Annotated in this window: 23 protein-coding genes; 17 read left to right on the forward strand and 6 right to left on the reverse strand. The window is 62.7% G+C overall.

The window, feature by feature from the left end:
• Positions 1-275: 275 nt before the first annotated feature.
• The 7 genes from NKH99_RS02335 (at position 276) to NKH99_RS02365 (ending at position 6498) form a co-directional block, all read left to right on the forward strand.
• Complete coding sequence (locus NKH99_RS02335; protein WP_352451673.1) at positions 276-1217, forward strand: sugar ABC transporter substrate-binding protein; 942 nt, start codon at positions 276-278, stop codon at positions 1215-1217.
• A 114-nt stretch (positions 1218-1331) separates the two neighbouring features.
• A complete protein-coding gene (locus NKH99_RS02340; protein ID WP_292655972.1) occupies positions 1332-2408 on the forward strand; it encodes an ABC transporter permease in 1077 nt (358 codons plus the stop codon).
• A 2-nt stretch (positions 2409-2410) separates the two neighbouring features.
• Positions 2411-3178: an ATP-binding cassette domain-containing protein gene (locus NKH99_RS02345; RefSeq protein WP_023677519.1), complete on the forward strand. Its 768-nt coding sequence runs from the start codon at positions 2411-2413 to the stop codon at positions 3176-3178.
• Positions 3179-3246: 68 nt separating this feature from the next.
• Entirely contained in the window at positions 3247-4248 is a 1002-nt protein-coding gene (iolG, locus tag NKH99_RS02350) for an inositol 2-dehydrogenase (protein ID WP_353012327.1), read from the forward strand.
• A gap of 23 nt (positions 4249-4271) precedes the next feature.
• A complete protein-coding gene (locus NKH99_RS02355) occupies positions 4272-5066 on the forward strand; it encodes an SDR family oxidoreductase (protein ID WP_352614971.1) in 795 nt (264 codons plus the stop codon).
• Positions 5067-5176: 110 nt separating this feature from the next.
• Positions 5177-5413, forward strand: a complete 237-nt coding sequence (locus tag NKH99_RS02360; RefSeq protein WP_352614973.1) for a hypothetical protein — start codon at positions 5177-5179, stop codon at positions 5411-5413.
• Positions 5407-6498 (forward strand): 3-deoxy-7-phosphoheptulonate synthase, encoded by a 1092-nt coding sequence (locus NKH99_RS02365; protein ID WP_353012330.1) that lies wholly within the window; start codon positions 5407-5409, stop codon positions 6496-6498. Before NKH99_RS02360 ends, NKH99_RS02365 begins: the two co-directional genes overlap by 7 nt.
• Positions 6499-6726: 228 nt before the next feature.
• On the opposite strand, the gene NKH99_RS02370 is transcribed toward NKH99_RS02365, so the two are convergent.
• Entirely contained in the window at positions 6727-7836 is a 1110-nt protein-coding gene (locus NKH99_RS02370) for a Gfo/Idh/MocA family protein (protein ID WP_352682256.1), read from the reverse strand.
• 153 nt (positions 7837-7989) lie between these two features.
• Between NKH99_RS02370 and NKH99_RS02375 the strand changes: the two genes are divergently transcribed.
• Positions 7990-8835 (forward strand): MurR/RpiR family transcriptional regulator, encoded by an 846-nt coding sequence (locus tag NKH99_RS02375; RefSeq protein ID WP_352540037.1) that lies wholly within the window; start codon positions 7990-7992, stop codon positions 8833-8835.
• Here NKH99_RS02375 and NKH99_RS02380 read toward each other — a convergent pair.
• Positions 8832-9722: an AraC family transcriptional regulator gene (locus NKH99_RS02380; protein WP_352539974.1), complete on the reverse strand. Its 891-nt coding sequence runs from the start codon at positions 9720-9722 to the stop codon at positions 8832-8834. The two genes, NKH99_RS02375 and NKH99_RS02380, sit on opposite strands and share 4 nt — an antisense overlap.
• Before the next feature lie 137 nt (positions 9723-9859).
• Between NKH99_RS02380 and NKH99_RS02385 the strand changes: the two genes are divergently transcribed.
• From NKH99_RS02385 to phnN, 9 genes are all read left to right on the forward strand, one after another.
• Entirely contained in the window at positions 9860-10588 is a 729-nt protein-coding gene (locus NKH99_RS02385; protein WP_352472328.1) for an SDR family oxidoreductase, read from the forward strand.
• A gap of 200 nt (positions 10589-10788) precedes the next feature.
• Positions 10789-12723, forward strand: coding sequence for a bifunctional 5-dehydro-2-deoxygluconokinase/5-dehydro-2-deoxyphosphogluconate aldolase (locus NKH99_RS02390; RefSeq protein ID WP_353012337.1), 1935 nt, complete (start codon positions 10789-10791; stop codon positions 12721-12723).
• A gap of 34 nt (positions 12724-12757) precedes the next feature.
• Positions 12758-14602, forward strand: coding sequence for a 3D-(3,5/4)-trihydroxycyclohexane-1,2-dione acylhydrolase (decyclizing) (gene iolD, locus NKH99_RS02395; protein WP_353012340.1), 1845 nt, complete (start codon positions 12758-12760; stop codon positions 14600-14602).
• Positions 14603-14646: 44 nt separating this feature from the next.
• A complete protein-coding gene (gene iolE / locus NKH99_RS02400) occupies positions 14647-15564 on the forward strand; it encodes a myo-inosose-2 dehydratase (RefSeq protein ID WP_353012343.1) in 918 nt (305 codons plus the stop codon).
• A 27-nt stretch (positions 15565-15591) separates the two neighbouring features.
• Positions 15592-15810, forward strand: coding sequence for a hypothetical protein (locus NKH99_RS02405; RefSeq protein WP_023677508.1), 219 nt, complete (start codon positions 15592-15594; stop codon positions 15808-15810).
• Between the two features lie 2 nt (positions 15811-15812).
• Entirely contained in the window at positions 15813-16625 is an 813-nt protein-coding gene (gene iolB, locus NKH99_RS02410; protein WP_352819566.1) for a 5-deoxy-glucuronate isomerase, read from the forward strand.
• A gap of 148 nt (positions 16626-16773) precedes the next feature.
• Positions 16774-17481 (forward strand): DUF1045 domain-containing protein, encoded by a 708-nt coding sequence (locus NKH99_RS02415; RefSeq protein WP_352819567.1) that lies wholly within the window; start codon positions 16774-16776, stop codon positions 17479-17481.
• 96 nt (positions 17482-17577) lie between these two features.
• Positions 17578-18717, forward strand: a complete 1140-nt coding sequence (locus tag NKH99_RS02420; RefSeq protein WP_352819568.1) for an alpha-D-ribose 1-methylphosphonate 5-triphosphate diphosphatase — start codon at positions 17578-17580, stop codon at positions 18715-18717.
• Positions 18714-19343, forward strand: a complete 630-nt coding sequence (phnN, locus tag NKH99_RS02425; RefSeq protein ID WP_352472335.1) for a phosphonate metabolism protein/1,5-bisphosphokinase (PRPP-forming) PhnN — start codon at positions 18714-18716, stop codon at positions 19341-19343. The genes NKH99_RS02420 and phnN overlap by 4 nt, the downstream gene beginning before the upstream one ends.
• A gap of 91 nt (positions 19344-19434) precedes the next feature.
• On the opposite strand, the gene NKH99_RS02430 is transcribed toward phnN, so the two are convergent.
• The 4 genes from NKH99_RS02430 to NKH99_RS02445 all read right to left on the reverse strand — a co-directional run bounded on the left by NKH99_RS02430 (position 19435) and on the right by NKH99_RS02445 (position 23757).
• Positions 19435-19965: a DUF2231 domain-containing protein gene (locus NKH99_RS02430; protein WP_352472336.1), complete on the reverse strand. Its 531-nt coding sequence runs from the start codon at positions 19963-19965 to the stop codon at positions 19435-19437.
• 153 nt (positions 19966-20118) lie between these two features.
• Positions 20119-21114 carry an ABC transporter permease gene (locus tag NKH99_RS02435; RefSeq protein WP_023677502.1) on the reverse strand — a complete coding sequence of 332 codons (996 nt, stop codon included), beginning with the start codon at positions 21112-21114 and terminating at the stop codon, positions 20119-20121.
• 23 nt (positions 21115-21137) lie between these two features.
• On the reverse strand, positions 21138-22682 hold the full coding sequence (locus tag NKH99_RS02440) for a sugar ABC transporter ATP-binding protein (protein WP_352769527.1): 1545 nt from the start codon (positions 22680-22682) through the stop codon (positions 21138-21140).
• A 112-nt stretch (positions 22683-22794) separates the two neighbouring features.
• The gene (locus NKH99_RS02445) at positions 22795-23757 is read right to left on the reverse strand and encodes a sugar-binding protein (RefSeq protein WP_353012346.1); all 963 of its coding nucleotides are present in this window, start codon (positions 23755-23757) and stop codon (positions 22795-22797) included.
• Positions 23758-24024: the final 267 nt, after the last annotated feature.

Below are 24024 nucleotides of genomic sequence, written 5' to 3' on the forward strand. Positions count from 1 at the left end.
TATCAGAATGCTTTCAGGCCTCGCTTGCCTGAGCGTCCGTCCAAAAGCGCTCGAAATGCCGAAAATCCATTCCTCATGGCGAAATCTCGCTTGACGCCCACGCGAAATGGAATAAATATTTCACCATCTGAGCATTTTGGTTCTTTCGTTCCGGAAGATCTGTTTCAGGCAAATGCCTCTGGAACCAAAAATGGCAATCGGGAGAGAATTCCCTGCGAGATCGGGGATTCCGGGTAGATCGGTGCAGCCGGACACCAATGTGGAGGAGAAATAAAATGAAAAAACTGCTTTTGGGCGTCGCGTTCGCGGCGCTAATGAGTTCGTCCGCCTTTGCCGCCAAGATCGGCGTGTCGATGGCGTTGTTCGACGACAATTTTCTCACCGTGCTGCGCAACGGCATGATTGAACAGGCCAAGGGCATGGACGGCGTCGAGCTGCAGGTGGAGGATGCGCAGAACGACGTCGCCAAGCAACTCGACCAGATCAAGAACTTCGCCGCCTCAGGCGTCGACGCCATCATCGTCAACCCGGTCGACACCTCGGCGACCCAGGCAATGTCGGACGCAGCCGCCGCTGCCAAGATTCCACTGGTCTATGTCAATCGCGAGCCGGTCAACGTCGACACGCTGCCCGAAAACCAGGCCTTCGTCGCCTCGAACGAAGCCGATTCCGGCACGCTCGAGACCAAGGAGGTCTGCCGCCTCTTCAAGGAGGCCGGCAAGACTGAAGCCAATGTCTATGTGATCATGGGCGAGCTGTCGAACCAGGCAGCGGTGCAGCGCACCAAGGACATTGATGACGTGATCGCCACACCGGAGTGCAGCTTCATCAAGATCATCGACAAGCAGACGTCGAACTGGAAGCGCGAAGAAGCGCAGAACCTGATGACCAACTGGCTGTCGACCGGCAAGCCGTTCGACGGCGTCATCGCCAATAATGACGAAAGCGCCATCGGCGCCATCCAGGCGATGAAGGCCGCCAACATCGACATGAAGTCGGTTGTCGTCGGCGGGGTCGACGCTACCCAGGATGCGCTTGCCGCGATGCAGGCGGGCGACCTCGATGCGACGGTGTTCCAGGACGCGGCCGGCCAGGGTGCCGGCGCGCTTGACGCAGCGCTCAAGCTGGCGAAGGGCGAGAAGGTCGAGCACAAGGTCTACATCCCGTTCCAGCTGGTCACGCCGGCAAATATCGACAAGTTCCTGAAGAAGAACTGAGGCGGACCTGTCCGATACGGAGCGGCGCGCCAAAGTAAGACAGCGCCGCTCCGCTTTTTCCCTCTCGGCCTGAACAGCGCCGAGTGGAGACCGTGGCTGACGGAGGAAGCACGATTGGCACAGACATCTCACGGCGTCGGCGGGCTCAGCTATGATGCGAAGCGGCGCGCATGGCCGGCCGAATTCAACGTCTTCCTGGCGCTCGTCATCCTGGTCGGCGCTTTCGAGCTGATCGGCCGGGTCTTCCTGGGCGACAGCTTCCTTTTCAATACCCGCGACAATATCGATGCGATCTTCAACGAAGCGCGGCTGCAGATCATCATCCTGCAGGTGTCGATCGTCGGCATTATTGCCATCGGCGTGACGCAGGTGATCATTACCGGCGGCATCGACCTGTCCTCAGGTTCGATCGTCGGCGCCACGGCGATGATAGCCATGAGCTTCGCCCAGGTAGCGACGGTCAACGGCAACCCGAACCCCAAGGCGATGTTCATCGCCCAGGGCTGGACCGACCTGCCGGTGATCGTGCCCGTGCTGGTCGCGATCGGCTGCGGCCTGCTGGCCGGCCTGGTCAACGGCGCTTTGATCGCCTACACGCGCATCCCACCGTTCATCGCCACGCTCGGCATGATGGTCACCGCGCGCGGCATCGCCAAATGGTGGTCAAAGGGGCAGCCGATCTCGTTTCCGACCGAGAGTTTCGCCGCCATCGGCAAGGGGCTGATGCCGGTCATCATTTTCATATCGCTCGCAGTGCTGTTCCAGCTGATCCTGAGTTACACCAAATATGGCAAGCACTGCTATGCGATCGGCTCCAATGAGGACGCCGCGCGCATGTCCGGCATCAACATCGCCAACCACAAGATCCTCGTCTACGTCATTGCCGGCGTCCTCGCCGCGCTCGCCGCCGTGGTGCTGAGCTCCAAGAATCTCACCGCCCAAGCCGGCATGGGTGTAATGTACGAGCTCGATGCGATCGCCATGGCGGTTATCGGCGGTGTCTCGCTGTCGGGCGGCCGCGGCTCGATCATCGGAACGGTGATCGGCTCGCTGATCTTCGGCGTGATCATCTCCGGCTTCACCTTTCTGCGCCTCGACGCCTATTATCAGGAGATGGTCAAAGGCGTGATCATCGTCGGCGCAGTCGTTCTCGACCAGTGGCGCCAACGCCTGCGGGCAATGAGGGCTTGATCATGTCGGACATCGTCCTGAAGACCGAAAACCTGACCAAGTATTATGGCGGCGTCCATGCGCTGGAGGGTGCCGACTTCGAGCTGCGCAAGGGCGAGCATGTCGCTATCATGGGCGACAACGGCGCGGGGAAATCGACCTTCGTACGCCAGATCACCGGCGTCGAGCAGCGCACCAGTGGCAGGATGTGGTTCGACGGCAAGGAAGTGAATTTTGCCGGCCCCATCGAAGCCCGCGAGGCAGGCATCGAGACGGTGTTCCAGAACCTGGCGCTCGCCGACGACCTCGACGTGCCGTCGAACCTGTTCCTCGGCCGCGAGCGGGTGCTGTTCAATCTCGGGCCCTTCTCGATCCTCGATCGCAAGTTCATGCGCAAGGCGACCGAGGCAGCCTTGGTCCGCACAGCGGTCAAGATCCCCAATCTTTCCAACACTATCCGCCACATGTCGGGCGGCCAGCGCCAGTGCGTAGCAATTGCCAGAACCGCGACCTTTGCTTCCAAGCTCATCATCATGGATGAGCCGACGGCGGCACTCGGCGTGCAGGAGACGATGCAGGTCGAAAACATCATCCGCACGCTGAAGGAGAATGGCGAACCGCTGATCCTGATCTCTCACAACATGCGCCAGGTGTTCGACCTGGTCGACCGCATCGTCGTTTTCCGGCGCGGCCGCATCGTCGCCAATTTGCGCAAGCAGGACACCGACGGCAACGATATCGTCTCCTACATCACCGGCGCCAAGACCGGGCAGGCGGAACTTGCGGCGTAACGGCCAACGCCGAGCCACAGGCGCTGACACGCCCTCCCTTCCGAACCATCCTCAAAGGAAAACTCTTCATGCCTCTTCGCTTTGCTCTTCTCGGTGCCGGCCGTATCGGCAAGGTCCATGCTCGCGCCGTCGGTTCCAATCCTGAGGCCAGGCTGGTCGCAGTTGCCGACGCCTTCGAGAAGGCGGCGACCGATCTGGCCTCTGCCTACGGCGCCGAAGTGCGCAGCATCGATGCCATCGAGAAGGCCGGCGATATCGATGCGGTCGTCATCTGCACGCCGACCGATACCCATGCCGATCTGATCGAACGCTTCGCCAAAGCGGGCAAGGCGATTTTCTGCGAAAAGCCGATCGATCTCGACGCCGGCAGAGTGGAAGAATGCCTGGCCATCGTCGACAAGGCCGGCGCCACCCTGATGGTCGGCTTCAACCGCCGCTTCGATCCGCATTTTGCCGCCGTGCGCAAGGCGATCGACGACGGCGCCATCGGCACTGTCGAAATGGTGACAATCACCTCGCGCGATCCCGGCCCGCCGCCGCTCGACTATATCGGCCGCTCGGGCGGCATCTTCCGCGACATGACCATTCATGATTTCGACATGGCGCGCTTCCTGCTCGGCGAGGAGCCGGTGGCGGTCAGCGCGCATGCTTCGGTGCTGGTCGACAAGAAGATCGGCGAGGCCGGCGACTTCGACAGCGTCAGCGTCATCCTCGAAACTGCTTCCGGCAAGCAATGCGTCATTTCCAACTCACGCCGCGCCACCTACGGTTACGACCAGCGCATCGAGGTGCATGGCTCGAAAGGCATGATTGCGGCCGAGAACCAGCGGCCGGTGTCGATCGAACTGGCCAATGAGAAGGGCTATACGCGGCCGCCGCTGCACGATTTCTTCATGACCCGTTATCTCGACGCTTATGCCAACGAGATCGCTGCCTTCATCGCGGCAGCGACGTCAGGCAAGAAGGCGACGCCGAGCGGCAAGGACGGGCTGGTGGCGCTCAGGCTGGCGGATGCGGCGCTGAAATCGGCCAAGGAAGGCAAGACCGTCCGCCTCGACAAAACAATCTGACTATCAAGCACAGGAGCAAGGCGATGAACGGTTCAGCCGGTCGCAATTCCGAAACACGCGCCATCGTCACCGGCGGCGCACAAGGCATCGGCTTTGCTGTCGCCGAAGCGCTGGCCGATGAGGGCTGCCGGGCGCTGGCGCTGATCGGCCGCTCGCAGGAGAAGGGCGACAAGGCTGTCGCCATCCTCAAGGGGGCAGGCGTCGATGCCATCTTCATCAGCGCCGACGTCTCAAAAGTGGCCGACTGCAAGCGTGCGGTCGAAACGGCGATTGGCCATTTTGGTTCCGTCAACGCGCTGGTCAACGCCGCTGCCACCTCGGCTCGCGGCTCGCTGGTCGAGACCTCCGAGGATCTGTTCGACCAGATATTCCAGACCAATGTGCGGGGCCCGTTTTTCCTGATGCAGGGCGTGGTGGCGCATTTGCTGGCGCGCCAGGCACCGGGCTCGATCGTCAACGTGCTGTCGATGTCGGCGCATTGCGGCCAGTCGTTCCTGGCGCCTTATTCGTCAAGCAAGGGAGCGCTGGCGACACTCACCAAGAATGTCGCCAATGCCTATCGCGGCAATCGCATCCGCTGCAATGCGGTGCTGCCCGGCTGGATGGACACCGAGGGCGAGGCGATCGTGCAGAAGAAATGGCACGACGCCCCGGACGACTGGCTGGAAAGGGCCGAGGCCGCGCAGCCGATGGGTCAATTGGTGAAGCCAGCACAGCTTGCCCGGTTGATCAGCTATATGATCAGCCCGCAGTCCGGCGTCATGACCGGGTCGCTGGTCGATTACGACCAGAGCGTCGCCGGGTCGTCGCCGGAATAACGCCGGCAAGTCTAGCGGAACGCTTCGTCATCTACGGGCGGAGCAAGGAGCGCAGCGACGCGGCGCAGACCCGAGGATGACGAAGTTCGGGGGGCTTCAGCCAATCGCGAATGGGCTGGAGTAAACCTCCTCCTCACCAGGCACGTGACAAGCGCATCCGCATCGACTATATCAGCCCTCATGATCAACCTGACCGCCACATATTGGTACTTTATGAGCTCGCTGGCGGCGGGAGGATTGCGCTCGATCTGAAGATTGCAGCAACAATATCCGAACAGCCGCCAGACCTGGCGGCTTTTTTGTTTCAGCCGGCAGGTCTCCCCAATCAGGAGCGTAAGCCGTGTTGACGACCACAGACGATCTTCGGGTCAAGGAAATCAGAGAACTGAGCACACCCGACGAGGTGATGCGGGAAATACCGCGCACGCTGACGGCGACGCGCACCGTTGCCGCATCACGCAATGCCATCCACGCCGTGCTGACCCGCGCCGACGACCGGCTGGTGGTTGTCGTCGGCCCCTGTTCGATCCACGACCCGGCCGCTGCCGTAGACTATGCCAGCCGTTTGGCATCGCTGCGTGAAAGCCTGTCGGACCGGCTGGAGATCGTGATGCGGGTTTATTTCGAGAAGCCGCGCACGACGGTCGGCTGGAAGGGCCTGATCAACGATCCCGACCTCGACGGCAGCTTCAACATTGACAAGGGCCTGAGGATGGCACGCAACGTGCTCTCCGCCGTCAACAATCTCGGCCTGCCGGCGGCGACGGAATTCCTCGACATGGCCACCCCGCAATATATTGCCGACCTCGTCGCCTGGGGCGCGATCGGCGCGCGCACGACCGAGAGCCAGATCCACCGCGAACTCGCATCGGGCCTGTCCTGCCCGGTCGGCTTCAAGAACGGCACCGACGGCAATTTGCGGATTGCCGCCGAGGCGGTGAAATCCGCCGCCCAGCCGCACCATTTCATGGCGGTGACGAAAGGTGGGCGCAGCGCCATCGCGACGACCACCGGCAACGAGGACTGCCACGTCATCCTGCGCGGCGGCATTGTGCCCAACTACGACGCGGCAAGCATAGCTGCTGCCTCCGCTGAGCTCGGCCGGATCGGCGTGGCACCTCGGCTGATGATCGATGTCAGTCATGCCAACAGCAACAAGAAGCCGGAAAACCAGCCGCTGGTGGCGGCTGACGTGGCGGGCCAGATCGCGGCAGGCGACGAGCGCATCATCGGCGTCATGATCGAGAGCAACCTTGTCGCCGGCCGGCAGGATGTCGTGCCCGGCAAGCCGCTCGTCTATGGCCAGAGCATCACCGACGGCTGTATCGACTGGGAAACCACCGAAACGGTGCTGCACGGCCTTGCCGACGCCGTCGAGCAGCGCCGGTCGGCGCGACGCGCCATGATCGCTGGCCGTCCGGGAGCCGCCTGAGGCAGCCAATGCCGGCCCTGACCCTTCTCCCCTTGTGGGAGAAGGTGGATCGGCGCGCAGCGCCGAGCCGGATGAGGGGTGCTGGAAGAAACTCGGCGCAAAATATTGAGGGATTTTAAGCGTTTATTTCTTCGCTGTAGCGATCCGTCCAACACCCCTCATCCGACCGAGCTTCGCTCGGTCTCCCCTTCTCCCACAAGGGGGGAAGGGGAGACCAGCGCGGGCTTACTACCGCACCTCCATCCAGCGCTGTTCCGCGAACGAGCGCGCCATCGCGTGCACCGTGCGCTCGATCTCCAGGCCTTCGTCGAAATCGATGATCCGCGCCGGCTTGCCGGCAAGTCGCGTCAACAGTTCCCGGCATTCGATAATCTTGAGGTCATTAAAGCCAAGGCCGTGGCCGGGCGCCGGCAGGAAGGCGTCATAAGGCTTATGATGCGGCGCCACCAGGATGGTGCGATAGCCTTGCTCGGTCGGCCGGTCGGCCGTCAGATAGAGTTGGAACTCATTCATCCGCTCCTGGTCGTACAGGATCGAGCCCTTCGAGCCAAAAATCTGGATGGCGATCCGGCCTTTGCGGCCCCAGGCCGAACGGTTGACCAGCAGCGTGCCGGCGATGCCGTTTTCGAGATGCATCAGGATGCTCGCAATGTCGTAGGTCTCGACCGCGCGGCGCCCGCCCGAGGCGACGCGGCGGTCGGCATAGGGTCTGGCCATGTCGCACATGACGCGGGCAACGCGGCCGAACAGTACGGCGATGAGCGACAGCGGATGCACGGCGAAATCGTCGAGCGCGCCGTAACCGGACGCCGCCTCGTGCTTCCAGAAGAACAGCGCCTCCGGATCGGCCATGAAGTCCTCGTCCATCTCGATACGCAGATGGTTGACCTCGCCGATGATCTTCTCGTCGAGCAGCGCGCCGATATGGCGGATCGCTGGATTCTGAATATAGTTATAGCCGAGCGCGGCCACCTTGCCGGACTTTTGGGCCGCCGCAGCCATTGCTTGCGCCTCCGCAAAACTTGGCGCCATCGGTTTTTCACACCACAGATGCTTGCCGGCTTCGAGGATGGCGATGGCCATTTCCGGGTGGAACTGGTTCGGCGTGGTCAGCGAGATGACATCGACATCCGGGTCGTCGACGACGGCGCGCCAGTCACCGGACGCCTTGGCGAAGCCGAATTCGCTGGCACGGCGTTTGGCAAGATCCTCGTTGACCTCGCCCAGATGGACCAGCCTTGGCTTGGCCACATCGGGAAAGACGGTGCCGACCGCGTTCCAGGCAATGGCGTGGCACTTGCCCATGAAACCCGTGCCGATAAGACCTACCCCGACCATCCGCTTGCCTCCCTGTGCGCAAAATTTGTGTGGATGAATTAGTCCATTTTGTCTGCAGATGGAACGCTTGTCTCATTTTTTATGGTGTTCTTGCACAGGCCCGCTATGATGGGCCACAGAGGGAACCAGACGATGAGCCTGGGCGGAGCGACGATGGACGAACGGGTGCCGCGCGATTTCGAGACGCTGCGGGCGACGATACTGGAGCGGCGTCAGAGCCTGCCGAAACGTATCGCCCAGATCGCCGCCTATGCGCTCGACAACCCAGACGATATCGCCTTCGGCACCGCTGCCAGCATCGCCGCTTCCGCCGGTGTCCAGCCTTCGACCCTGATCCGCTTTGCCCAGCAGCTTGGTTTTGATGGTTTCACCAGCCTGCAGTTGGTGTTTCGCGAGCGCCTGCGCGAGCGCAACTCATCCTATGATGAAAGGCTGGCGGCATTGCGCGCCAAGGCCGAGGAAGGCGCCGGCCACCGCGCGATTTTCGACGGTTTTGTTGCCGCAGCCAGTACCTCGCTCAACGACATTTCGCGCACGCTGAATGAAGACCATTTCGAAGATGCGATCACCGTGCTGGCCAAGGCCGAAACCATTTACGTGCTGGCCAAGCGGCGCTCCTACCCGGTCGCCTCCTATATCGCCTATGCATTGGGCAAGCTCAAGATCCGCAACCAGCTGATCGAATCGGCCGCCGGCCTCAATGCAGAGATGATCGGCTTTGCCTCTCCAAGGGACGCCGTGATCGCCATCAGCTTTTCGCCCTATGCCCCGGCCACCATCGAGGAGGCGCGCGTCATTTCGGAGCAAGGCGTGCCGATCGTGGCGATTACCGACAGCTCCTTTTCGCCACTCGCTCAATTCGCCAGGGTCTGGTTCGAGGTCGCCGAGGCCGATTTCGCCGGCTTCCGCTCGCTGTCGGCGACGATGGCTTTGGCTATGGCGCTGACCGTCGCGGTCGGCGAGAAGCGGCGCGATAGCGGCCGCAAGCGCAAGCCTTAGATCACCTCTATTGCCGTTTCGCCTTCTGCCGAAAGCCGCGCTGCGTCGCGTGCAGGCGGCGACCCGAACTGGCGGGCATACTCCCGGCTGAACTGGGAAGCACTCACATAGCCGACGGCGAAGGCGACACGTGCGACGTTGCCCGGCTGGGCAATCAGCAGATGGCGGGCTTCCAGCAAGCGGATTTGCTTTTGATACTGGATTGGGCTCATGGCCGTTGCCGCCTTGAAGTGACGATAAAACGCAGCACTGCTCATACGGGCAATCTCGGCCAGATCGCCGACCCGGACCGGCTGATGGGGATGCGAACGGATCCAGGCGATCGCCCGGCCAATCCGGGACAGATGGCCATCGGCGCGCGCAAGTTCACGAAGCTTTCCGCCTTGGGAGCCTTGCAGGAGCCGAAACAACATCTCTCGCTCGATCATGGTCGCGAGCACGGGAATCTCCGCTGGCCGGTCAAGCAGCCGCATCATTCGACGCAACGCGTCGAGCAGGTCGTCATCAGCGGGAGAGGTGGAGAAACTGTCGCCACTGAGGGCCGGCGCGTGCTCGACGAGGAGCGCGGCGACGGCCTGCAGGTCAAGGGTCAAGCCAATGGCCAGGTAAGGACGCGCCGCGCTCGCTTCGATTATCTGGCTGATGGTGGGCGTCTCGACAGTATAGATGAAATAGCTGGCCGGATTGTAACGAAGAGCCCGGTCGCCGATCAGAACCGTCTTCGCGCCCTGCAGTACGAATAAGATCCCCGACCCCCACACCCCTGGTATTGGCGCCGTGGCGACTTCGCTGCGGCCGATCGAAACGCGGGGAATCGCCGTTCTTGTTCTTCGCCCGCGCGCATGGCGGCCGGCGATCTCGATCAACTCCTGCAGCGCTTCGCTCATTGCGCCAGCATCGCGCATTCGCACCAGCTGCGCAACAGCGTGAGAGGATTAGGCAAGAACCGGAGAATTTCCGGCGCGCGGCGCACGCTGTCTCGCGCCATTTGTGGGTCTTCCACAGCAAACATGGAGACACCGATATGACGACATCGAAAAGCGCGCTGGTGACCGGCGCCAACAAGGGTATAGGCCGTGAAATCGCCCGGCAACTGGCGACCAAGGGCTTCAAGGTCTGGCTCGGCGCCAGGAGCGCCGAACGCGGCATGGCGGCGGCGCAGGCATTGCGCGCCGAAGGCCTCGACGTGGAGTGGCTTGAGCTGGACGTCACGCGGGATGACAGTGTGAAGGCGGCAGCCGAGGCATTCAGGCAGGCCAGCCCCTGCCTCGACGTGCTGGTGAACAACGCCGGCGTCGCCATCAATTACGACCTGCCGCCGAGCCAGCAGCGGATCGCCGACATCCAGGCCACCTACGACGTCAATGTCTTCGGCCCGATCCGCGTGACCCAGGCATTCCTGTCGCTGCTGCTAGCAGCACCTGCTGCCCGGATCGTGATGGTGAGCAGCTCCACCGGGTCCATCGGCCGGGCGCTCGATCCCGCCACTGCGAACCACGCCGTTAACATGATGGGCTACGGCAGCTCCAAGACAGCCTTGAACGCCATCACGGTGGCATTCGCCAGGGAGCTCGCGCCGCAAGGCATCAAGGTCAACGCCGCGGCGCCCGGCTACACTGCCACCGATCTCAACGGGTATAAAGGTCACCGCACGGTGCAGCAGGCGGCCGAGATCGTCATTCACCTGGCGACCCTGGACGCCGATGGCCCGACCGCCGGGTACTTCAACGATGATGGCCCGCTTCCTTGGTAAATCAGCTGGTTTCAGTGGTAGACACTTGACGTTCGTCTGACTTCAAAGTTTCTGAACGCGCGAGCCTTGCACAGCACTTTTCAGCCTTGGGAATGCTCGTTCCATATTGACTATGGATTGGAATTATTATTTCATATTGCCGGCGCCACGCTGCCGCTCGCGCGTGTTACCCAAGACAACAAAGCCGATGGGAGGTTCGAATGGGCGAAGCCGTGGAAGCGAGACATGCGCCGCTCGACATCATCACCATCGGCCGCGCTTCCGTCGATCTCTACGGCCAGCAGATCGGCTCGCGCCTCGAGGACATTACTTCCTTTGCCAAGTCGGTCGGCGGCTGTCCGGCCAATATCGCGGTCGGTACTGCCAGGCTCGGCCTGCGCTCGGCGCTGCTCACCCGCGTCGGCAATGAGCAGATGGGCCGCTTCATCCGCGAGCAGCTGACCCGCGAGGGCGTTTCGGTCCAAGGCCTCAAGACCGATCCGGAGCGGCTGACCGCCCTGGTGCTGCTGTCGGTCGAGGATGACGGGGTCTCGCCGATGATCTTCTATCGCAGCGATTGCGCCGACATGGCGCTTTCGGAAGACGATATCGACGAGGCGTTCATCGCTTCGGCACGCGCGATCGTCGTCACCGGCACGCATTTTTCGCGGCCCAACAGCGACGCCGCCCAACGCAAGGCGATCCGTGTCATGAAAGCCAAGGGTGGCAAGGTGGTGTTCGACATCGACTACCGCCCCAACCTCTGGGGTCTCGCCGGCCACGCCGAAGGCTTCGAGCGCTATGTGAAATCCGACCGCGTCTCGGCGCAGTTGAAGACGGTGCTGCCCGATTGCGATCTCATCGTCGGCACCGAAGAGGAAATCATGATCGCGTCGGGCGCAGACGATTGCCTGAGCGCGCTGAAAACCATCCGCTCGCTGTCGGCGGCAACCATCGTGCTGAAACGCGGCGCCATGGGCTGCATCGTCTATGACGGGCCGATCAGCGACGACCTCGAGGACGGTATCGTCGGCAAGGGATTTCCAATCGAGGTCTACAATGTGCTCGGCGCCGGCGACGCCTTCATGTCGGGCTTCCTGCGCGGCTGGCTCGGCGAGGAAGGCCTGGCGACGGCGGCGACCTGGGCCAATGCCTGCGGCGCCTTTGCCGTGTCGCGGCTCCTCTGCGCACCGGAATACCCGACTTTCGAGGAATTGCAGTTCTTCCTGAAAAACGGCAGCAAGCATCTGGCGCTGCGCAAGGACGAGGCGATCAATCACATCCATTGGGCGACCACGCGCCGGCGCGACATCCCCTCGCTGATGGCGTTCGCCTGCGACCACCGCGTCCAGCTGGAGGATGTCGCGGCAAAAGCCGGCGCCGATCCGTCGCGAATCCCGGCTTTCAAGGTGCTGACGGTCAAGGCTGCGGCCAAGGTTGCGGCTGGCCGCGCCGGCTACGGGATGCTGCTCGACGAAAAATACGGACGCGAGGCGATGTTCGAATTCGCCCACCATTCCTTCGCCTGGCTCGGCCGGCCGGTCGAGTTGCCGGGTTCGCGGCCGCTTCGCTTCGAGTTCTCGCAAGACATAGGTTCGCAACTGACCGAATGGCCGGTCGACCACTGCATCAAGTGCCTGTGCTTCTATCATCCCGACGATCCCGCGGCGCTGAAGAGCGAACAGCAGCAGAAACTGCGCGCTTTGTTCGAGGCCGCGCGGAAAGTGGGTAGAGAACTTCTCATCGAGATCATCGCCGGCAAGCACGGCAAGCTCGACGACATGACGATCCCGCGGGCGCTGGAGGAACTCTATGCGCTCGGCATCAAGCCCGACTGGTGGAAGCTCGAGCCGCAGGCTTCGGCCGGCGCATGGGCAAAGATCGAAGCGGTGATCCTGAAGCACGATCCGTGGTGCCGCGGGATTGTGCTGCTTGGCCTGGAAGCGCCGCAGGACGAGCTGGAAGCGGCCTTCGCCGCCACCGCCAAGGCGCCTATCGTCAAAGGCTTCGCTGTCGGCCGCACCATCTTCATTAACGCGGCCGAACAATGGCTTGCCGGCAAGATGTCGGACGAGGAGGCGGTGGCCGACATGGCATCGCGTTTCGAAAAACTGACCGAGGCATGGCTTGCGGCGCGCGGCCGCAAAGCAGCATAAGAAGGCGCGGCATAAGGACTGCGGAGGAACCGACATGACCAAGACAATCCGCCTGACGATGGCGCAGGCGCTGACCCGCTTTCTTGCCCGACAGATGACCGAGATGGACGAGAAGAAGGTGCCGATCTTCGGCGGCGTCTGGGCGATCTTCGGCCACGGCAATGTCGCCGGGGTCGGCGAGGCGCTCTACCAGGTTCGCGACGAACTGCCGACCTTCCGTGCCCATAACGAGCAGGCAATGGCGCATGCGGCGATCGCCTACGCCAAGGCCAATTTCCGCCGCCGCTTCATGGCCGCGACCAGTTCGATCGGCCCCGGCGCGCTCAACATGGTGACCGCTGCGGCACTTGCGCATGTAAACAGGTTGCCTGTCCTGTTTCTGCCCGGCGACGTCTTCGCCAATCGCATTCCCGATCCCGTCCTGCAGCAGGCCGAGGATTTTTCCGACGGCACGGCGACGGTCAATGACTGCCTCCGCCCGGTGTCGCGCTATTTCGACCGCATCACGCGGCCGGAGCAGATCATGCCGGCGCTCAACCGCGCCATGCAGGTGCTGACCGATCCCGCCGAATGCGGCCCGGTGACGCTGGCGCTGTGCCAGGACGTGCAGGCCGAGGCCTATGACTACCCCGAGAGTTTCTTTGCCGAGCGACTCTGGACGCCGCGACGGCAGCGCCCGGACCGCAACGAACTGGCGGCCGCAGTCGCGGTACTCAAAGCGGCGAAAGAGCCGCTGGTGATCGCGGGCGGCGGCGTACTCTATTCGCAGGCGTCCGAGGAGCTGGCAAAACTGGTGCACGGCGCCGGCATTCCAGTTTGTGAGACGCAAGGCGGCAAATCCTCGCTCCCGGACGATCATCCGTTGAACATGGGCGCGGTCGGCGTTACCGGCACTTCGGCGGCCAACAGGCTGGCCGAAGAGGCCGATGTCGTGCTTGCCGTCGGCACCAGACTGCAGGATTTCACCACCGGCTCCTGGGCATTGTTCAAGCATGCCGGCAGGACCATCATCGGGCTCAACGTGCAGCCTTTTGACGCCGGAAAGCACCAGGCGCTGCCGCTGGTCGCCGATGCGGCGGAAGGGCTCGCCGAACTCGCTGCGGCGCTGAAAGGCTGGAAAGCCCCTTCAGGCTGGACCGACAATGCGATCGCGGGCAAGAAGAACTGGCAAGCGGATGCCGACAAGGTGACGGCGTCGACCAATGCCGCCTATCCGTCCGACGCGCAAGTGATCGGCGCAGTACAGCGCGCCATGGGCTCCGGCGTGGTACTGCTTCATGCCGCCGGCGGCTTGCCCGGCGAATTGCACAAGCTATGGCAGGCGGGTGCCCCCGGCTCCTACCACGCAGAATACGGCTTCTCGACCATGGGCTATGAAATCGCCGGCGGGCTTGGCGTCAAGATGGCCAAGCCGGACGAAGAGGTCGTGGTGATGATCGGCGACGGCTCTTACCTGATGCTCAATTCCGAGATCGCGACCTCGGTGATGCTCGGCCTCAAGCTGACCATCGTGCTGCTCGACAACCGCGGCTATGGCTGCATCAACCGGTTGCAGATGGCGACCGGCGGCGCCAACTTCAACAATCTGCTGAAGGACGCCCGTCACGAAACCTTGCCCGAGATCGACTTCGCCGCGCATGCTGCGAGCATGGGTGCGATTGCCGAAAAAGTGCCGTCGGTCGCCGGGCTGGAAACGGCGCTGGCGCAAGCGAAGAAGAACACGCGAACGACGGTGCTGGTCATCGACACCGACCCGCTGGTTTCGACCGAGGCCGGTGGAAGCTGGTGGGATGTCGCAGTGCCGGAAGTCTCGGCACGGCCGCAAGTGAATGCGGCGCGCAAGAAATATGAGGAAGCGCTGAGCGGGCGGGTTCTTTAGCCATCCGCGAACGCGCCTCGAATGTCTGAAACTGGAGTGACGACTTGAAAGCCAAACTGGGCATGTCCCCCATTGCATGGTGGAACGACGATCTTGCCGAACTCAGCGATGATGTGTCGCTGGAGGAGTGCCTGCGCCAGTCGCGCTCGGCCGGCTTTACCGGAATGGAAATGGGCCGCCGCTTTCCCAACGATCCGCAAATCATGCTGCCGATCCTGAAAGAGGCCGACGTGACGCTTTGCGGCGGCTGGTTCTCGGGGACGCTGGTCGACGAAGACATGGCGAAGAACAAGGATCGTATCCAGCCGATGATCGACCTGTTCAAGGCGGTGAACGCGCCATGCATCGTCTATGGTGAAGTCGGCCGCTCCATCCAGGGCGACCGCTCGAAGCCGCTCGCCAGCAAGCCCAGGCTTTCGGACGAGGAAATGAAAGCCTACGCCCGGCGGCTCACGCAGTTCGGCGAATGGTGTGCAGAGCAAGGCATGCCGCTCTCCTACCATCATCATATGGCGGCAGTAGTTGAGACCGAGCCAGAGCTAGATGCCTTCATGCGCTATTCGGGAGAAGGCATTCCATTGCTGCTCGACGCGGGTCACCTGGCCTTTGCCGGCGGCGATGTGCTGCGCGCTATTGATAACCACCACCGGCGCATCAACCACGTGCATGTGAAAGACGTACGCATGGAGGTGATCAACAAGCTGGATCGTAGCAGGCAATCCTTTCTCGATGCGGTGGCGCTTGGTGCCTTCACCGTGCCGGGAGATGGCTCCTTGGACTTTGGCGCCATCGTCCAGAGGCTCGCCGACCATGGCTATGAGGGCTGGTTCGTGGTCGAGGCCGAGCAGGATCCGAAGAAGAACCCGCCGCTCAAGATGGCGCAGGTCGGCTACAAGGAATTGATGCGGGCTATGACGGCGGCCGGCTATACGGTGGAGACACAGGGCTTTCCCAATGCTTGAGAGTTCGCGAGGAAAGGTGTTGATCCGATGAAAGACTCCGAGCACCCGTTTTTCCGGCCGCTGTGGCGGCGCGTCGCCGTTGTCGCGGTCTGCCTGGTCTGGTCGGTAATCGAATTCGCCACCGGCACGCCGTTCTGGGGCGTGATCGCGCTCGGCTTCGCCGGCTATGCCGTCTGGCAGTTTTTCTACCTCTACAAGCCGGCTGACGAGGACGAGCCATCGGCAGACGCCAAACCGAAGGAATGACCATGTCTAAGCTGCTCGTCAAAGCCAATAAGGGCCACGGCCACATCGCTCATGTGACGCCGCAAAACGCCGGCTGGACCTATGTCGGCTTCGATCTGCATCGGCTCAGGCCCGGCGAGAGCGCTTCCGGGCAAACCGCGGATCGTGAGGTCTGCCTGGTGTTCGTCACCGGCAAGGGCAAGGCCAAGGCCGGCGGCAAGGATCTCGGCTTGCTGGGCGAACGCATGTCGCCGTTCGAAGGCAAGCCTTGGTCGGTCTATGTGCCGCAGGGGTCGGAGTGGTCGGTGAGCGCCGATACCGATCTCGAACTTGCCATCTGTTCGGCGCCAGGACTGGGCGGCGGTCTGCCGGTCCGTGTCATCGCGCCCGACGATCTCGGCCAGGAGGTTCGCGGCAAAGGCACCAACACGCGCTACGTCACCAACATCCTGCCGGAAGGCAAGCCGGCCGATTCCTTGCTGGTGGTCGAGGTCATCACACCCGGCGGCCACACATCGAGCTATCCGCCGCACAAGCACGACCAGGACAATCTGCCGGCTGAATCCTATCTCGAGGAGACCTATTACCACCGTCTCAACCCGCCACAGGGCTTTGCTTTCCAGCGCGTCTACACCGATGCCGACCAGAACGGTGCTCGTTCGCTCGACGAGGCGATGGCGATCGAGGACGGCGACGTCGTGCTGGTCCCCAAGGGTTATCACCCCTGCGCCGCCTGCCACGGCTATGATCTCTATTATCTCAACGTCATGGCCGGACCGAAGCGGACGTGGAAATTCCACAACGCGCCCGAGCACGAATGGCTGATGAAGGCCTAACCACTTCCCCTTCGCCCCAACCGCTGGTCCAAGCGAAAAATCGTCGGCTAACGACCCGGCTGTGTGGTTTTGTTACCGAAAACGCCACAAAGCTTCGTCAATTCGTCATGGAAATCACCTATGGCAGCGGGGCTGACGAGGACTTTCGATGCGCTACGCGATCTATTTCACCCCCCGACAGGACGAACCGCTGGCACGGATCGCTGCCGACTGGCTCGGCCGCGACCCATTCGGTGCCGCCACAAAGCCGGTCGAGGCTGCGGGCGAGTTGTCGGCGGCAGAAGTTGCCTTCCATACCGCCTCGGCGCGCCGCTATGGCTTTCATGCGACACTGAAGGCGCCCTTCAGACTGGCCTCCAACGAGACGGAAACCTCGCTTCGTGCAGCACTCGACGATTTTGCCGAGGCGACGCCGGTCGTTACGATCCCGCGCCTCGTCGTCAGCCAGATCGACGGCTTCTTCGCGCTGTTGCCGGAAATACCGCTGCCGGCGCTCAACCGCTTCGCCGACGACGTGGTGCGCGACTTCGACCGCTTCCGCGCGCCGTTGACGGAAACCGAGATCGAACGGCGCAGCCCCGATTCGCTGAAGCCCGACGAGTTCCGCAATCTCTGCCAGTGGGGCTATCCCTATGTCTTCGAGACGTTTCGCTTCCATATGACGCTGTCCGGCCGGGTGTCGTCACAGGAAAGCCCTCGTCTTCGCCTAGCAATCGACAGCCTGTTTACGGACGTGCTGCAACGGCCGGTGGCGGTGGACGCGCTGACGCTGTTTGTGGAAACTGAACCGGGTGCGCCGTTCATGGTGCTGTCCCATCACGCGCTCGGGCGCCGCCCGGCCAGAAGAACTGCCTGATCAGAAGAACTGCCTAAATGACTATTTGTTCTAACCGCATTTGTACGACGCCAATTGGTTCCAGTTGGCTGCAAAATCCTGCAAGGACTGCTTGAAATGACCGCCGAGACTGTTCTTGACAACGCCCGGATCGTGCTCGCCGACCAGATCGTCGAAGGGTCGATCGTGCTGCGCGACGGCATGATCGCCGCCATCGATGCCGGACCCGGCCGCAGCGGCGAGGACATGGGCGGCGACTTCATCATCCCTGGCCTGGTCGAGCTCCACACCGACCATCTGGAAGGCCATTACGCGCCGCGGCCGAAAGTGCGCTGGAACCCGATCGCCGCGGTTCTCGCGCATGACGCGCAGGTGGCGACGGCCGGCATCACCACCGTGCTCGACGCCTTGCGCGTCGGCATGGACGAGGACGCCGACCTGACGGCCGCCGACATACGCAAACTGGCCGACGCGATCGAGGACAGCGTGCAGCAGGACCGGCTCAGGGCCGACCATTTCATCCATTTGCGCTGCGAGGTTTCGGCGCCGGACTGCCTCACAGCCTTCGCCAATTTCGAAGGCGACGAGCGGGTCAGGCTGGCGTCGCTGATGGACCATGCGCCGGGACAGCGCCAATTCGTCGATCTCGAAACCTATGCCTATTATTACCAGCGCAAGCTGAAGCTGACCGATCGCGATTTCCAGAAATTCTGCGAAAAGCGGATGGCGGAATCGGCGAGGAATTCGAGCCCGAACCGCAGCTTCATCGCCGCTGCCTGCCAAGAGCGCGGCATCGTGCTCGCCAGCCATGACGACGCAACCGTCGGCCATGTCGACGAAGCGATCGAGCAAGGTGTGCGCGTCGCCGAGTTCCCGACCACCGAGGAGGCAGCACGGGCTTCGAAAAAGGCAGGGCTCGGCGTATTGATGGGCGCGCCGAACGTCATGCGCGGCGCGTCGCATTCGGGCAATGTCTCGGCCCGCACGCTGGCCGGCGATGGCCTGCTCGATATCCTGTCGTCGGACTACATTCCCTTCAGTCTGATCCAGTCAGCCTTCTTCCTCGGCGACGTGGTCGAGGGCATTTCCTTGCCACAGGCGGTGGCGATGGTCTCGAAGAACCCGGCCGAGGCGGTCGGCCTCACCGATCGCGGTGTCATCGAGCCCGGCCGGCGCGCCGATCTGGTTCGCGTGCGCGTCGACGACCATGTCCCGGTCGTCCGCACGGTCTGGCGGCAGGGACGCCGGGTCGCATGATGGTGTCGGCATCGGTCGAGCGTGAATTGTCCGCCGCGAGATTTCCGATCCGCGACGGTGTCTTCGTCGCCGTCGTCGGGCCGAGCGGTGCCGGCAAGGACACGGTGATCGGCTATGCGCGCGCCGTGTTTGCCGACGAGAGCCGGCTGGAGTTCGTGCGCCGGGTGATCACCCGGCCGAGCGATGCGGCCACCGAGGATCACGACACGCTCGCCGACGTTGCCTTCGTCGAGGCCGAAGCGGATGGCGCCTTCGCGATTTCCTGGGAGGCGCATGGCCTGCGCTATGGCATCCCGGCCGAAGTCGACTGGTCGGTCTCAAACGGCCGTGTCGCGATCGCCAACGTCTCGCGCGCGATCATCCCGGCGCTGCGGGAGCGCTACGCCAATCTGGCGGTCGTCGAGATCACGGCTACACCGGATATCCTGGCCGAGCGGCTGGCATTGCGGGGTCGCGAATCGCGCGGCGAAGTGCTGGCACGGCTGGCGCGCAGTGCCAATGTGGCGCTGTCCGGACCGGGTGTCACCTCGATCGACAATAGCGGCCCTCGTGAAGCCGCCGGCGAGCGCTTCGCCGAGGTGCTGCGCAAGGCCATGGCCTTCTCCGACATGTCGGGCCTTATCTAAAGTAGAGCCCATCCGATGCATTCGGTATGGGCGCTACTTGTCTAACCGATATCTTTTTGGAAATCGGTATCCAGTTTTCGGGATTATGGCCTCATGCGGCGTGCCGGTCCCGACCAGCGTGACGAGTATCCGTGGCAGTGGTTGTCGAAGGCTTCGCTGGCGCATCCGCTGGTGTATCCAGAACTGCAACGTGGTGCCGATACACCATCTCCCAGCCCTTCCAGCCGGTGAACAGCAGTATGCAGACCACTATGAACGACAAGAGCGCACCCCATGGGCGGACCGCGGCTTCGGCGCCTTGCGCATAGCGAAGGTAGAAATTGATCAGTGCCACAACGACCGCGGTCAAGTTGCCCAGCATGTGGTACCAGGCGTCGGACAAGGCGCGAATGCGCGGCTCGTTGAGGAAGTCGATAAAACCGGCTGTCGCAGCGAGAAGGGCCATTACGATGGCTGCCCCGATCAGCCACATCGATGCCCGTGCCCAGAAGGCATCGGCAGTCCCCCAGAAAACCAGGTCGGTGACAAACGCACCGACAAGAAACGCGACAGGAAAAGGTATCAGCATCGGGTGGAGGGGGTGAGTTCCTACTTTGGCGGTACTAACTGGATTCGTGGGCATGGGACGCCTCCGCGCAGCAAAGCTTAAATAAACGCTCAGATACGGGTTTCGTTCCAAATAGAGACCGACCTGAACTGCTGTCGCGAAGCTCCGGCTGACTCTCTCACGCCACCTGCCATGGCAGTCGGCGTATTTCATCCAGCTATTTTTGCGTCACTCAGCGGCAGCACCCGCCACGCCCTTGCGTGTGGCTTCCAGCATCCGCCGCCGCGCCCTGAATACGCCCCATTGCTGGTCGACCAGCACGCCGATGAGGATCACCCCGCCCATGACGGCGAAGTTGAGCGAGGACGGGATGCCGAGCAGGTTGACGAGGTTCTGCAGCTCCTGCAGCAGCACGGTGCCGAGCAGGACGCCGATCAGCGAGCCTTCGCCGCCTCGCAGCGAGAAGCCGCCGAGCACCGCGGCCGCGATGGCATAGAGCTCGTAGAACTGGCCGTGGCTCGCCGGCGAGATCGAGCGTGTGTACATGGCGAAATAGATAGCTGACAGCGCCGTCAGCACGCCGCAGATGACATAGGCGGCCATGACGATGCGGCCGGTGCGGATGCCGGAATATTTTGCCGCTTCCTCGTTCTTGCCGATGGCATAGAGATAGCGCCCGAACACCGACCGGTGCAGCACCACCCACATGACGACGGCGATGACGATCAGCGCGATGAAGCTGTTCGGCACGCCCCAGGACCGCCCCGCCGTCAGGAACTCGAGTTCCGGGAAGTTCTGTCCGAAGGCAAAGCCGGCGGTGCCGTCAGCGGTGTAGAAGCGCGCCACGCCGCGATAGATCAACAGGCCGCACAAAGTCACCACGAAAGGCTGCAATTTGAGCCGGGTGATCAGCCAGCCATGCGCCAGCCCGATGATGCCGCCGAGCACCAGGATCAGCGGCAGGGCGACCGGCCAGGCCATGCCGCGCGTGGCGATGAAGTCGATGAACAGCACGCCGAGCAGCGCAACCACCGAGCCGACCGACAATTCGATGCCACCGGTGATGATGACGAAGGCTTGGCCAATCGACAGGATGCCGAACAACCCGATCAGGTTCGAGGTGTTGGCGAGATTGATCGGCAGCAGGAAGCGTGGGTTGATGATTGCCACCACCGCGCCGACCACCAGGATCAGGATCAGCAGGCCGAGATCTTTCTTGCTCATCGTCTTCTCCCAGTGCCTGCGAACTACTTCGGCTGCTTGCCGACCGCCAGCAGCAGCACGTTTTCCTGGCTGAACCGGTCCTTGTCGAGAATGCCCGAGATCTGGCCTTCATGCATGACGGCAATGCGGTCGGAAACGCCGATCACCTCCTCCATGTCGCTGGAGATCATCAGCACGGCGACGCCGGCATCGGCCAGCGCCCGCATCAGCCCGTAGATCTCGGCCTTGGCGCCGATGTCGATACCGCGGGTCGGTTCGTCGAGAATCATCACCTTCGGCTTCATCGCCAGCCATTTGGCCAGCACGACCTTTTGCTGGTTGCCGCCGGACAGCGTGCCGGTGCGCGTCTGCACGGAGGGCGCCCTGATGCCGAGATCGGTCTTCTGCTTCTCGGCGGTGGCGGCCTCGGCGCCGGCCGAGACCAGCGAGCGCCGCGAATGCGCCGGCAGATTGGGCAGCGAGATGTTTTGGGCGATCGAAAGGTCGAGCAGGATGCCGGTCAGCTTGCGATCCTCGGGGACGAGGAAAATACCGTTGGCCACTGCGTCCGCGGCCGAACCAAGAACCAGATCTTTTCCGTCAAGCTGGAACGAGCCGCCAAAGCTCTTGTCGATGCCGAACAGGACGCGCGCCAGCTCCGTCCGGCCGGAGCCGACGAGACCGGCGAGGCCGAGGATCTCGCCATGCCTGACATCGAGGTCGACGGGCCGGTCGGGATAGGCAGCGGTGCGAATGGCCTTGACCGACAGCGCGACAGAGCCCGGCGGGCGCGCCGATTCCGCGGCCTTCTCGCGCTCCTTCAGCATGCGGCCGATCATCAGCTTGACCATCTGGTCGTGATTGATCGCGCTCTTCGGCAAGGTTCCGGCGAGCATTCCGTCCCTGAGCACGACGACGCGGTCGGCGACGCGCTCGACCTCGTGAAGGCGGTGCGAGATGAAAATGACACTGATGCCGTCTGCCTTCAGCGCCTTGATGACGCCGAGCAGCTTGTCGGTTTCGGCGATCGGCAGGCTCGAGGTCGGTTCGTCGAGGATAACCAGCCTTGCCTCGATCGACAGCGCCTTGGCGATCTCGACCATTTGCTGCTGGGCCAGCGACAGCGCCGACACCGGCGTATCGGCCGAGAAATTGGCGCCCACGCGTTTGAGCAGCGGCGCCGCCTGCGCTCGCAGCCTGGCGCGGTCGACGAGCTTGAGCGGCCCGGCGCGCAGCGGTTCGCGGCCAAAGAAGATATTGGCGGCCACGTCGAGGTTTTCGAACAGGTTGAGTTCCTGGTGGACGAAGGCGATGCCCGAGCCGATGCTCGCCTCGACAGTCAGCCCGTCATGGGCGGCGCCATCGACGGTGATGGTGCCGGTGTCCGGCCTGGTCACGCCCCCGAGGATCTTCATCAGCGTCGATTTGCCGGCGCCGTTTTCGCCGACCAGGCCGATGACCTCGCCGGGCCTTACGTCCATCGAGAATCCGTCCAGCGCGACGACACCGGGATAGGTCTTGCGCACACCGTCGAGGCTCAGGAACGGAGCGTCCGTGGATGCAACGATGGATGGGTCGGAATAATTCATCACGCCTGACAGCAGCCGGTGAGCCGTTTGGTCTCAGACTGACGGGCCTCGCGAGGCCCGTCAATAGAACGCCGGCTCAAGGCGAACCTTGAGCCGGCGCAACCTAATTTGCTCAGTTTCCAGACATCGCCTTGAGGCTGGCGGCGTAGGCGTCGACATCGTCCTTGCCGATGATCTTGGTCGGGATGATGATCAGGCCATCGGCGGGAATGCCCGACTTATCGCCCTCGAGATAGGCAGCCATCAGCTTCATGCCCTGATAGGCCCATTCGAAGGGCTGCTGCACGACGGTGGCGGCGACGGTGCCTTCCTTGACGCCGCCCAGCGTGATCGGATCGTCGTCGAAGCCGACGACGGTGATCTGGCCGAGCTTGCCGGCATCGCGCAGCGCTTCATAGATGCGCGGCGTGTTGTAGGAATAGAAGCCGACCATGCAGGTGACGTCGGGGCTGGCGACCAGCGCGTCCTCGACGTTCTTCTTGGCGCGAGCCTGATCGATGTCGTCGCCACGCACGTCGACCAATTCGATCTTGGTGCCGGCGAGACCTTCCTTCATGCCCTGGATACGTTCCTTGGCGTTGTCGGCGCCGAGCAGGCCGACGAAGCCGAGGCACTTGCCGCCGTCAGGCATGGCCTTCTTGGCGATCTCTGCCGCCTGCTTGCCGGCATCGACATTGGACGAGCCAATATAGGCGACACGCTTGGTCTGCGGTGCGTCGCTATCGGTGGTGAACAACGCCGTTTCCGAGGCGATCTTGTTCAGCCCGTCGGTCGACGTCTTGGGATCGACGGCCGAGACCATGATCGCCTTCACGCCGGCCGTCACCAGATCGTCCATCAGGCGCTGCTGGATGGCGACCGAGGACTGCTCCGGATATTTGAGCTCCAGATTGTATTTGGGCAGTTCGCCTTGAGCCTTCTTGACGCCGGCTTCGGCCGCCTTCCAGAAATCGGAAGCGCCGTTGACGACGAAGGCCAGAGTCGGCTTGTCGTCGGCCCGCGCAATTGCGCTGGCGGAAAGGCCGAGCAGCAGGGCCGCAGCGGCGACGGACGCATTTCGTATTACAGATTTCATATTCAACCTCCCATTTGACTCAGTAATTTTCGCTGATGATGAACGTGCCGGCGCGGCTTGGACGCCCTCCTCCTCAAGGGTTTCCGGCAGCGAAGAACGACGCCATTCCAGCCGCTATCGTCGACTTTAGAGACTCATTCGCCGTTCGTAAATAGTCCGATTTGTCTGACATTTCCCGGAGCGGCAGGCAAGCTTCGACTGACGGGAACCGTCCGATACCAGGCTGACTTGCGTTCCGAACATGCGCGGTCCGACGTCGTCCGGGCA

The organism is Mesorhizobium sp. M0854 (assembly GCF_040319815.1).
Lineage (GTDB): Bacteria > Pseudomonadota > Alphaproteobacteria > Rhizobiales > Rhizobiaceae > Mesorhizobium.